This is a genomic window from Dactylosporangium sp. NPDC051541, from assembly GCF_044454505.1.
GTDB lineage: Bacteria > Actinomycetota > Actinomycetes > Mycobacteriales > Micromonosporaceae > Dactylosporangium.
The window spans coordinates 1018700-1031910 of record NZ_JBITDU010000002.1 but is presented as its reverse complement, the minus strand read 5'-3'; the positions used below and the strand labels follow the sequence as shown (position 1 = coordinate 1031910).

The window sequence follows — 13211 nt, the reverse complement described above, 5'->3', positions numbered from 1 at the left end:
CCAGAAAGGGCACGATCACCGATGCACGAAGACAAGCTCCGCGAGTACCTCCGGCGCGTCACGGTTGATCTGCACAGCACCCGGGAGCGGCTCGGCGAACTGGAGCGCCAGGACCGCGAGCCGATCGCGATCGTGGCCATGAGCTGCCGGTACCCCGGCGGTGTCGACACACCCGAGGACCTCTGGCGGCTGCTGGACGAGGGCCGCGACGCCGTCGGGGCGTTCCCGGACAACCGCGGCTGGGACCTGGAGCACCTGTTCCACCCCGACCCCGACCACCGCGGCACCTCCTACGGCCGGGAGGGTGGCTTCCTCCACGACGCCGACCGGTTCGACCCGGCCCCGTTCGGCATCTCCCCGCGCGAGGCGCTGGGCATGGACCCGCAGCAGCGGCTGCTGCTGGAGACCGCCTGGGAGGCGTTCGAGCGGGCCGGGATCGACGCGGCCACCCTCAAGGGCAGCCGCACCGGCGTCTTCGTCGGCATCATGTACAACGACTACGGCGCCCGCCTGCGCGAGATCCCCGAGGGCCTGGAGGGGTACGTCGGCAACGGCAGCTCCCCGTCGATCGCCTCCGGCCGGATCGCCTACACCTTCGGCCTGGAGGGCCCGGCGATCACCGTCGACACCGCCTGCTCGTCCTCACTCGTCGCCCTGCACCTGGCCGCCACCGCGCTGCGCCGGGGCGAGTGCACCCTCGCCCTGGCCGGCGGGGCCACCGTCATGTCCACCCCGAACACGTTCATCGGCTTCAGCCGCCAGCGCGGCCTCTCACCGCGGGGCCGCTGCCAGTCCTTCTCCGAGTCCGCCGACGGCACCGGCTGGGGCGAGGGCGCCGGCCTGCTGCTCGTCGAACGGCTCGGCGACGCCCAGCGCCTCGGCCATCCGATCCTCGGCATCCTGCGCGGCTCGGCCGTCAACCAGGACGGCGCCTCCAGCGGCCTGACCGCCCCCAACGGCCCGTCGCAGCACCGGGTCATCACCGCCGCCCTCGACGCCGCCGGGCTCAAACCGTCCGACGTCGACGCCGTCGAGGCCCACGGCACCGGGACCACCCTCGGCGACCCCATCGAGGCCCAGGCCCTCATCGCCGCCTACGGGCCCGGTCGCCCGGCCGGCCGCCCGCTCCGGCTGGGGTCGGTGAAGTCGAACCTGGCCCACACCCAGGCCGCCGCCGGTGTCGCCGGCATCATGAAGATCCTGCTGGCCCTGCGGCACGAACGCCTGCCGCGGACCCTGCACGTCACCGAGCCGTCGACCCACGTGGACTGGTCCGGTGGCGCCGTCGAGCTGCTCACCGCGGCCCGTCCGTGGCCGGCCGGTGAGCGCCCGCGCCGGGCGGGTGTGTCGTCGTTCGGCGTCTCCGGCACCAACGCCCACGTCATCATCGAGGAGCCGCCGGCGCCCGCCCTCGACGAGGACCCGGCGCCGGCCGCATGGACCCCGCCGCTGGTGCCGCTGCTCGTCTCCGGCCGGACCGCCGCGACCGTTCCGGCGCAGGCCGCCCGGCTCCGCCCGGCCCTCGACGCGGAACCCTTGGATGTCGCCTACACCGCGGCCGCGGCCCGCACCACCCTCGACCACCGGGCCGTCGTCCTCGGCGCCGACCGGGCCGCCCTCCGCGCCGGCCTCGACGCCCTGACCGCTGGGGAGCCCGCCTCGAACGTGGTCCGCGGCGCCACCGTGCCCGGCGGCAACGCGATGCTGTTCACCGGCCAGGGCGCCCAGCGGGCCGGGATGGGCCGCCGCCTGTACGCGGCGTTTCCGGCCTTCGCCTCGTCGTACGACGCCATCTGCGAGCGGATCGGGGGCCTGCTCGACGCGGTCGACCTGGATCAGACGAGGTGGACGCAGCCCGCGTTGTTCGCATTCGAGGTGTCGGTCTACCGGCTGCTGGAGTCGTGGGGTCTGACGCCGGACCTGCTGCTGGGTCACTCGATCGGTGAGCTGGCGGCGGCGCATGTCGCCGGGGTGTGGGACCTCGACGGCGCGTGCCGGATCGTCGCGGCGCGGGGCCGCTTGATGCAGGCGCTGCCCGCGGGCGGCCAGATGACCGCCGTGCGGGCCGACGAGGCGACCGTGCGGGCGGCGTTGGTCGAGAGTACTGAGATCGCGGCGGTGAACGGGCCGGACGCGGTGGTGCTGTCGGGCGATGCCGAGGCGGTCGCGGCGGTTGCGGCGGCGCTGGGGGTGAAGGCGCGGCGGTTGAACGTGTCGCATGCGTTCCACTCGGCGCACATGGACGGGATGCTGGAGGAGTTCCGGGCGGTGGTGGCGTCGGTGCCGGCGCGGGCACCCTCGATCCCGGTCGTGTCCAACGTGACCGGGGACCTGGGTGCGGACTTCACCGATCCGGACTACTGGGTGCGGCAGGTGCGGGAGACCGTCCGGTTCCTCGACGGGGTGTCGACGCTTCGGCGGCAAGGGGTGTCACGGTTCCTCGAAGTCGGACCGGACGCGGTGCTCGCCGCGCTCGTCGACGACGGGATCGCGGTCGCGCGCAAGGATCGGGACGAGGCCGAGACGCTGCTGACGGCCGTCGCGCGGGTCCACGTCACCGGATGGTCGCCAGACTGGTCCCGGCTGCTGCCGGGCCGTCGCGTCGTGCCGCTGCCCACCTACGCGTTCCAGCGTGAGCGGTTCTGGCTCGACGATCCGGCCCGCCCCGGCGACCCGGCCGCGGTCGGCCTGCAGGCGGTCGAGCACCCGCTGCTCGGCGCCGCGCTCGGCCTGGCCGAGGCCGGCGGACATGTGCTCACCGGCCGGCTGCGGCCGCGCGAGCACGCCTGGATCGCCGACCACGTGGCCTTCGGCCGGCCGCTGCTGCCGGCCACCGCCCTGCTCGACCTCGTCCTGCGCGCCGCCGACACCCTCGGCCGGCCCGGAGTGGCCGAGCTCGTCATCGAAGCCCCGGTGACGCTGCCCGGCCCGGAGGCGCTCGTCCTCCAGCTCGTCGTCGGCCCGGAAGCCGAGGGGCACCCCTTCACCCTCTACGCGCGGCCCGAGGACGGTGCGACGCCCTGGACCCGCCACGCGACCGGCCGCCTGGGTGCGCCGCCGGCCCCGGCTCCGTGGACCGAATGGCCCCCGGCCGGGGCGGTGCCGGTACCGGTGGACGGGCTCTACGACGACCTGCGCGCCGCCGGGCTCGACTACGGGCCGGCGTTCCAGGGCGTGCGGGCCCTCCACCGCCGCGGCGACGAGGTGTTCGCCGAGGTCGCGCTGCCCGAGTCCGAGCATCCGGCCGCGAGCCGGTTCGGGCTGCATCCGGCGTTGCTCGACGCCGCCCTGCACGGCCTGCGGTACGCCGGTGGCGAGGGCACCGGGCTGCCGTTCGCGTTCCGCGGGGTCCAGCTGCACGCGACCGGGGCCACGGCGCTGCGGGTCCGGCTCCGGCTGCGGGGCGGCACCGCGGTCGTCGACGGTGCCGACCTCGACGGCCGCCCCGTCGTCACCGTGGACGGCCTCGACCTGCGCCCGGTGACGGCCGCGCAGCTGACCGCCCGGGACGCGCTCTACCGCGTCGACCTCGTGCCCGTCGCCGCCACCGGCCCGGCCGCCGCGAACTGGGTGCGGCACCCGATCACCGGCGGCGACATCACCACCGCCGCGGCCGCGGCCCTCGAGGCCATCCAGCGGCACCTCGCCGAACCCGGGTCCACCGATCCGCTGGCCTTCATCCTGGCCGATGACCGCCCGGCCGCGGCGGCGGTCGCGGGTCTCGTGCGCTCCGCCCAGGCCGAGCACCCCGGCCGGTTCGCCGTCGTCACCACCGGCACCGATGCCGGCGTGGACGACGTCACGCGCGCGCTGGACAGCGGCGAACCGGACACGGTTGTCGGCGGTGACGGCACGGTCCGCGCACCCCGCCTCGTCCGAGCGGTAGCCGTCGACGGCGCCGCCGGGCCGGTCGCCACCTGGGACGCCGAAGGGACCGTCCTCATCACCGGCGGTCTCGGCGGCCTCGGGGCCCGCGTGGCCCGGCACCTGGTAACCGTCCACGGCGTGCGGCACCTCCTGCTCACCGGGCGCCGCGGGCTCGGCGCCGAGGGTGCGGCCGGGCTGCGGGCCGAGCTCGAGGCCCTCGGCGCCGACGTCACGGTCGCCGCCTGCGACGTCGCGGACCGCGACGCCCTGGCCGCGCTCATCGCCGACATCGCGGACGAGCACCCGTTGCGCGGGGTCGTGCACGCGGCCGGGGTCGTCGACGACGGTACCCTCGCCGATCTCACTGCGGACCGGGTCGCCGCCGTGCTGCGCCCCAAGGCCGTCGGTGCGCTGCTGCTGGACGAGCTCACCCGGGACCTGGACCTGACCGCGTTCGTGCTGTTCTCGTCGTTGGCGGGCACGGTCGGCGCGGCCGGGCAGGGCGGATACGCGGCGGCGAACAGCGCCCTCGATGCCCTGGCTCGGCAGCGCCTCGCGGCGGGGCGGCCGGCGCTGTCGCTGGCCTGGGGGCTGTGGGAGGAGCCGAGCGGGATCACGGCCGGGCTGGATCCCGCCGACCGGGAGCGGATGGCCCGTCACGGGGTGGTGCCGCTGCCGACCGCGGACGCGCTCGCGCTGTTCGATGCCGCGTGTGCCGGGGCGGACCCGGTCGTCGTGCCGGCCCGGCTGCGCCTGGACGCGCTGCGGGACGGCGGGACGGTTCCCGCCGTGCTGCGCGGCCTGGTCACGGGCGGCCGGTCCCGGGGCTCGGGCGCGGCCGCGGCGGCCGGCACCCTCGCCGGGCGGCTGCGCGCCCTTGCCGCCGGCGAGCGCGACGCCGAGCTGCTGCGGCTCGTGCGCGCGGAGGCCGCGGCCGTCCTCGGGCATGCCGCCGGGGGTGACGTCGACCCGCACCGCGGGTTCCTCGAGGCGGGGTTCGACTCGCTGACCGCGCTCGAACTGCGCAACCGGCTGGCCGCGGCCACCGGTCTGACGCTGCCGGCCACCGTCGTGTTCGACCAGCCCAACGCCGCCGCGATGGCCCGGCACCTGCTGGGCGAGCTGGAGCTGGTGGACAGACCCGCCGAGCCCTCAGCAGTGTCGGCGGCGCCGGACGAGCCGGTCGCGATCGTGGCCATGAGCTGCCGATACCCGGGCGGGGTGCGCTCACCCGAGGATCTGTGGCGGCTGCTCGCCGACGGTGCCGACGCCATCGGTCCGTTCCCGGTCGACCGCGGCTGGGACCTGGAGCGGCTGTACCACCCGGACCCGGACCACCGCGGCACCAGCCACGCCCGGGCGGGCGGGTTCCTCCACGACGCCGCCGACTTCGACGCGGAGCTGTTCGGCATCTCGCCGCGTGAGGCCCTCGCCACCGATCCACAGCAGCGGCTGCTGCTCGAGTCGTCGTGGGAGCTGCTGGAGCGGGCCGGGCTCGACCCGGGTGCCTTGCGCGGCAGCCCGACCGGTGTGTTCGTCGGCCTCATGTACAACGACTACGCGTCGCGGCTGCACGAGGTGCCCGACGAGCTGGAGGGCCACGTCGGCACCGGCTCCGCCCCGAGCGTCGCCTCCGGCCGGCTCGCCTACACCTTCGGCTTCGAAGGCCCCGCCGTCACCGTCGACACCGCCTGCTCGTCGTCGCTCGTCGCGCTGCACCTGGCCGCACAGGCCCTGCGCCGCGGTGAGTGCACCCTCGCCGTCGCCGGCGGTGCCACGGTCATGTCGACGCCCGGCACGTTCATCGGCTTCAGCCGCCAGCGGGGCCTGGCTCCCGACGGGCGTTGCAAGGCATTCTCCGACGACGCCGACGGTACCGGCTGGGGCGAAGGCGTCGGCCTGCTGCTCCTGGAGCGGCTCAGCGACGCCCGGCGCCATGGCCATCCCGTGCTCGCGCTGGTGACCGGCAGCGCCGTCAACCAGGACGGCGCGTCGAGCAGCCTCACCGCCCCCAACGGCCCGTCCCAGCGCCGCGTCATCCGCGCCGCCCTCGCCGCCGCCGGCCTGCAGCCGACCGACGTGGACGCGGTCGAGGCCCACGGCACCGGCACCGCGCTCGGGGACCCGATCGAGGCGCAGGCGCTGCTCGGCACCTACGGCCGCGACCGGGCCAGGCCGCTGTGGCTCGGCTCCGTCAAGTCGAATCTGGGCCACACCCAGGCCGCCTCGGGTGTCGCCGGCATCATCAAGATGGTCCTCGCCCTGCGCCACGAGACCCTGCCCAGGACGCTGCACGTGAGCGCGCCGTCGTCGCACGTGGACTGGTCGGCGGGGGCGGTCTCGCTGCTGACGTCGGCCCAGCCGTGGCCGGCCGGGCCGCGGGCGCGGCGGGCGGGTGTGTCGTCGTTCGGGATCTCCGGCACCAACGCGCACGTCATCGTCGAGGAGGCTCCGGCCTCGCCTCCGGCGCCGGTCTCGCGGGCGGCCCTGCCGGTGGTGCCGTGGCCGGTGTCGGCGCGGAGCGAGGCGGCGCTGGACGCGCTGGTGGCTCAGCTCCGGGCCGTGGACGCCGATCCGGTCGACGTCGGCTTCTCCCTGGCTACCACGCGCGCGCAGCTGGAGCGTCGGGCGGTCGTGCTGGACGGCGCGGTGGTCCGGGGTGAGGTTCGTGAGGGTCTGTCGGCGATGCTGTTCACGGGTCAGGGGGCGCAACGGGCGGATATGGGGCAGCGTCTTCACGCGGCGTTCCCGGTGTTCGCGGAGAGTTACGATGCGGTGTGTGCTCGGATCGAGGGTCTCCGGGAGGTGGTGTCCTTCGACGAGACGCGGTGGACGCAGCCGGCGTTGTTCGCGTTTGAGGTGGCCGTTTTCCGGTTGTTGGAGTCGTGGGGGCTGAAGCCTAATTTCCTGTTGGGGCATTCGATTGGGGAGTTGGCCGCGGCGCATGTCGCGGGGGTGTGGGATTTGGATGGTGCGTGCCGGATTGTGGAGGCGCGTGGTCGGTTGATGCAGGCGCTGCCCGTCGGTGGGCGGATGGTCGCGGTGCAGGCCGACGAGCAGACCGTGCGGGCGGCGTTGGTCGAGGGTGTTGAGATCGCGGCGGTGAACGGGCCGGACTCGGTGGTGCTGTCGGGTGATGCTGCGGCGGTTGCGCTGGTTGTGGCGGCGCTTGGGGTGAAGGCGCGGCGGTTGAACGTGTCGCATGCGTTTCACTCGGCGCATATGGACGGGATGCTGGACGAGTTCCGGGCTGTGGTGGCGTCGGTGCCGGCGCGGGTGCCCGCGATTCCGGTTGTGTCCAATGTGACCGGGGATCTGAGTGCGGACTTCACGGACCCGGAGTACTGGGTGCGGCACGTGCGGGAGACCGTCCGGTTCGCCGACGGGGTGTCGACGCTGCGGCAGGAGGGTGTGTCGCGGTTCCTGGAAGTTGGGCCCGATGGGGTGCTCGCGGCGCTTGTCGAGGACGGCATCGCGGTCGCGCGCAAGGGCCGCGATGAGGTGGAGACGCTCATGGCCGCGGTCGCGCGGGCATATGTGCGTGGGTGGTCGCCGGACTGGGGTCGGGTGTTCGGGCGGGCGGGGCTCGTGGCGCTGCCGACCTATGCGTTCCAGCGGCGGCGGTACTGGCTTGATGCGGGGACGCCGAGTTCGGATGCCGAGTTCTGGGCGGCGGTCGAGAACCGGGCCGTGCCTGGTCTCGACGCGGCCGCGGTTGCGGCGTTGACGGGCTGGCGGGAGCGGCGGCAGGCCGACTCGGCGGTGGACGGGCTCGTCTACCGCATCGACTGGACGCCGCTGACGCTTCCCGCCGAACCGGGCTCCGGTGTGGTCGTGGAAGTGGAGGATGCCGGCGAGGCGCTGGCGGCGGTGCGCGGCGAGCCTGACGGGCCGTTGTGGTGCGTGACCCGGGGTGGTGGCGCGGACGACGTCTGGGGGTTCGGGCGGGTTGCCGCGCTCGAGTATCCGGACCGGTGGGGTGGGCTGATCGACCTGCCGCCGGAGCCGTCGGAGGCCGACCGCGAGATCCTCGCGCGGGTGGTCGGCGGGGTCGAGGACCAGGTTCGAATCCGGGACGGGGTCGCATACGGGCGGCGGCTCGTGCGGGCCACCCTGGCCGGGAGCCGGTGGCGGCCGCGCGGGACGGTGCTGGTCACCGGCGGTTCGGGCGCCCTCGGCGCACACGTTTCGCGATGGCTGGCGGACAACGGGGCCGACCGGGTCGTCGTGGCCGGTCGCCGGGGGCCCGTCGTCTGCGATGTCACCGATCGCGCGGCCGTGCACGCCCTGGTCGCGCAGGTGCGGCCGGATGCGGTGGTGCACGTTGCCGGCGTCCTGGACGACGGGGTCATCGACGGGCTGACGCCGGAGCGGTTCGCGACGGTGGCGGATGCGAAGGTGAACGGGGCCCGACACCTCGATGAGGCGACCCGCGGGCTGGAGCTGGACGCGTTCGTCCTGTTCTCCTCGTACGCGGGGGCGGTCGGGTCGGCCGGGCAGGCCAACTACGCGGCGGCGAACGCGGCCCTCGACGGGGTCGTGCGGGAGCGGCGTCGCCTGGGGCTGCCGGCGGTCGCCATCGCCTGGGGGCCCTGGGCCGGAGCCGGCATGGCGGCCGGTGCCGGGGAGCGGCAGCGGCGTGGTGGCGTCAACCCCATGCCGCCGGCCGTCGCACTGGCGGCCCTCGAACGGCTCGCCGTCGGGGCCGAGGCCGGGCCGGTCGTCGCCGACATCGACTGGGAGCGGTACGGGCCGGCGATCACGGCCGGGCGGTCCGCGCCGCTCGTCGCCGATCTCGTGCCGGCCTCCGCCCGGCGTGCGGGCGCCACACGGTTCGGCGAACTGGCGCCGGTAGAGCTGGCCGCCCGCCTCGAAGCGGTTGTCCGGGAGCAGGCGGCCGCGGTGCTCGGCCACGCCGACGGCTCGGCCATCCGGCCCGAACGCGCCTTCCGGGACCTCGGGTTCGACTCCCTCACCGCCGTCGAGTTCCGCAACGCGGTCACCGCGGCCACCGGGGTCGCGCTGCCGTCGACCGTCGTCTTCGACCACCCGACCCCGGCCGCGCTGGTCGAGCGGCTGGTGCAGGAGGTCACCGGGGCCGACGCCGGTGCCGCGGGACCGGGCGTTGCCGCGGCCGTGGACGAGCCCATCGCGATCGTCGCCATGGCGGGGCGGTTTCCGGGCGGGGTCAGTACCCCCGAAGCGTTCTGGCAGTTGCTTGTCGAGGGGCGCGACGGGCTCGCGCCGTTCCCGAGTGACCGCGGCTGGGACCTCGGTGCGCTCTTCGCCGACGATCCGGACCGGGCCGGCACGTCCTGCACCCGGGTCGGCGCGTTCCTCGACGGTGTCGCCGACTTCGACGCGGACCTGTTCGGTGTCTCGCCGCGCGAGGCGCTCGCCATGGACCCGCAGCAGCGGCTGCTGCTGGAGACGGCCTGGGAGACGTTCGAGCGGGCCGGTCTCGATCCGCGGGGGCTGCGCGGCAGTGCCACCGGGGTGTTCATCGGCAGCAACGGCCAGGACTATCCGACGATGCTCGCCGCGGCCGAGGAGAACGTCGAGGGATATCTCGGCACCGGCAACGCGGCCAGCGTGGTGTCCGGGCGCATCTCGTACACCTTCGGCCTGGAGGGTCCGGCGGTGACCGTGGACACCGCGTGCTCGGCGTCGCTGGTCGCGCTGCACCTGGCCGCCCAGTCGCTGCGCCGCGGCGAGTGCACGCTCGCCGTCGCCGGTGGCGCGACCGTCATGTCCACCCCGGGCGCGTTCGTGGAGTTCAGCCGGCAGCGAGGGCTGGCGGTCGACGGGCGGTGCAAGGCATTCTCCGACGATGCCGACGGCACCGGCTGGGGCGAAGGCGTCGGCCTGCTGCTCCTGGAGCGACTCGGCGATGCCCGCCGCCTCGGCCACCGGGTGCTCGCGCTGGTGAAGGGCAGCGCCGTCAATCAGGACGGCGCGTCGAACGGGCTCACCGCCCCGAACGGGCCGTCGCAGCAACGGGTCATCCGGGCCGCCCTCGCCGACGCCGGCCTCGAACCGTCCGATGTGGACGCGGTCGAGGCGCACGGGACGGGGACCTCGCTCGGCGACCCGATCGAGGCGCAGGCGCTGCTGGCCACCTACGGGCGGGACCGCACCGGGCCGCTGTGGCTCGGCTCCGTCAAGTCGAACATCGGCCATACCCAGGCCGCGGCCGGTGTCGCCGGCCTGATGAAGATGATCCTGGCCCTGCGGCACGAGACCCTGCCCAGGACGCTGCACGTGACCGCGCCGTCGTCGCACGTGGACTGGTCGGCGGGGGCGGTCTCGCTGCTCACCTCGGCCCGGCCGTGGCCGGTTGGGGCGAGGCCCCGGCGGGCCGGTGTGTCGTCGTTCGGGATCTCCGGGACCAACGCGCACGTCATCCTCGAGGAGGCGCCTGCTCCTGCGCCTTCGACCGTGGATCGGACCCTTGCGGCCCGGCCGGTCGCGCCGTGGCCCGTGTCGGCTCGCACCCGGGCCGGGCTCGACGCTCAGCTCGCTCAGGTCCGGGCACTGGACGCTGATCCGGTGGATGTCGGGTTCTCGCTGGCGACGACGCGGACCCACTTCGACCACCGCGCGGTGTTGCTCGACGACGCCGTGGTGCGCGGGGAGGTTCGCGATGGTCGTTCCGCGATGTTGTTCACCGGTCAGGGGGCGCAGCGTCCCGGGATGGGTCGCGGTTTGTACGCGGCGTTCCCGGTGTTCGCGGAGAGTTACGATGCGGTGTGTGATCGGATCGAGGGTCTCCGCTCGGTGGTATCCTTTGACCAGACACAGTGGACACAGCCGGCGTTGTTCGCGTTTGAGGTGGCCGTTTTTCGGTTGTTGGAGTCGTGGGGCCTTGCGCCCGATTACCTGCTAGGGCATTCGATTGGGGAGTTGGCCGCGGCGCATGTCGCGGGGGTGTGGGATTTGGATGGTGCGTGCCGGATTGTGGAGGCGCGTGGTCGGTTGATGCAGGCGCTGCCCGTCGGTGGGCAGATGGTCGCGGTGCAGGCCGACGAGCAGACCGCGCGGGCGGCGTTGGTCGAGGGTGTTGAGATCGCGGCCGTGAACGGGCCGGACGCGGTGGTGCTCTCGGGTGACGCGGATGCCGTTGCGGCGGTTGCGTCTGCGCTTGGGGTGAAGTCGCGGCGGTTGAACGTGTCGCATGCGTTTCACTCGGCGCACATGGACGGGATGCTGGACGAGTTCCGGGCCGTTGTCGCGTCGGTGCCGGCGCGGGCGCCTTCGACTCCGGTGGTGTCCAACGTGACCGGAGACTTGAGCGCTGACCTGACGGATCCGGACTACTGGGTGCGGCAGGTGCGGGAAACCGTTCGGTTTTCCGACGGGGTCTCGACACTTCGGCAGGCCGGGGTGTCGCGGTTCCTCGAAGTCGGGCCGGACGGGGTGCTGGCCGCGCTGGTCGAGGACGGAATCGCGGTGGCGCGGCGCGACCGGGACGAGGTCGAGACGCTCATGGCGGCGGTCGCGCGGGCGCATGTGACCGGGTGGTCGCCGGACTGGACGAAGGTGTTCGGGGCGGCGGCTGTGGTCGATCTGCCCACGTATCCGTTTGAGCGCACTCGGTTCTGGCCCACGGTCCGGCGGTCGGAGCGGGTCGATGCCGAGTTCTGGTCGGCGGTCGAGCGCCGGTCGGTGCCCGGGCTCGATGGTGCGGCGATCGCGGCGCTGACGGCCTGGCGGGAGCGGCGGCACGCCGCCTCCGCGGTCGACGAGCTGACCTACCGGATCGACTGGAAGCCACTGACGCTGCCGGCCGTCCCTGGCGATGGCGTGGTGGTCGAGGTTCGCGATGCGGTTGCGGCCCTCTCGGCTCTGCAACGTGAGCATGATCGGCCGTTGTGGTGTGTGACCCGCGGCGGTGGCGACGATGTATGGGGCTTCGGGCGGGTGGCCGCCCTCGAGTACCCCGATCGGTGGGGTGGGCTCGTTGACCTGCCGGCGAAACCGTCGGACGCGGATCTGGAGATCCTCGCCCGCGTCGTCGGCGGGGTCGAGGATCAGGTTCGGATTCGGGACGGGGTCGCATACGGGCGGCGGCTCGTGCGGGCCACCCCGGACGGGAGCCGGTGGCGGCCGCGGGGGACCGTGCTGGTCACCGGCGGGTCGGGGGCGCTCGGGCAGCACGTGACCCGGTGGCTGCGAGAACATGGGGCGGAGAACGTCGTCGTGGCCGGGCGCAGTAGCGAGCCGGCGTGTGACGTGTCGGATCGCGACTCCGTGTTCGCACTGGTGGAACGGGTACGGCCGGACTCGGTGGTGCACCTCGCGGGAGTCCTCGACGACGGGGTGATCGCGGGGCTGACGGCCGAGCGGATACTCGCGGTCGCGGCGGCCAAAGTCGGCGGGGCCCGCGCTCTCGATGAGGCCACCCGAGGGTTGGAGCTCGACGCGTTCGTGCTGTTCTCGTCGTTCGCGGGCGCCGTAGGATCGGCGGGCCAGGCCAACTACGCGGCCGCCAACGCGGCCCTCGACGGGGTTGTGCGGGAGCGGCGTTCCCTGGGGCTGCCGGCGGTCGCCATCGCCTGGGGGCCGTGGGCCGGGGACGGCATGGCGGCTGACGCCGGGGAGCGGCAGCGGCGCGGCGGGGTCGACCCTCTGTCGCCGGCGGTCGCGCTCGCGGCGCTCGAACGGCTCGCGGTCGGGGGTGAGGCGGGGCCGGTCGTCGCGGACGTGGACTGGGAGCGCTATGGGGCCGGGCTCACGGCCGTGCGGCCCGCTCCGCTCATCGAGGCGTTGCACCGGGCGGCCGCGCCGGACGAGGCCGGTGGGCTCCGGGCCCGGCTGGACGGGCTGCCGGCGGCCGATCAGGAGGCGCTGCTGCTCGGCCTCGTCCGCGAGCAGGCCGCGGCCGTGCTCGGACACGCCGGGGCCGGACCGGTGGCGGCCGATCGGGCCTTCCGCGACCTGGGCTTCGACTCGCTGACGGCGGTCGAGTTCCGCAACGCGCTGGCCGCTCGGACGGGGCTGGCCGTGCCCGCGACCGCGGTGTTCGACTATCCGACGCCGGCTGATCTGGCCGCTCACCTGCTCGCCGAGGTCGGCGGCGGGGGCCGGACCGAGGCCGGGGTACCGGTCCTGGCCGAACTCGACAAGCTCGAAGCGGCGATTTCGGGGATTTCCCCAGAGGATGACCTGCACGCTGCCGTGCGCGGCCGACTGCATGTGATGCTGTCGAAGCTCGACAAGCTGCGCACAGATGTATCGGCAACGGCCGCCTCGATGCAGTTCGACACCGACGACGACCTCTTCACGTTCATCCATGAGGAGCTCGGTCGGGCATGAGGTGAGCCCGGCACACGGGTGAGGTTGTC

The 13211-nt window shown here is 74.4% G+C and carries 1 protein-coding gene; it reads left to right on the top strand.

The window, feature by feature from the left end; genetic code table 11:
• The first annotated feature begins 21 nt into the window (after positions 1–21).
• Positions 22–13182 (top strand): SDR family NAD(P)-dependent oxidoreductase, encoded by a 13161-nt coding sequence (locus ACIA8L_RS12520; RefSeq protein WP_395903515.1) that lies wholly within the window; start codon positions 22–24, stop codon positions 13180–13182.
• Positions 13183–13211 lie beyond the last annotated feature (29 nt).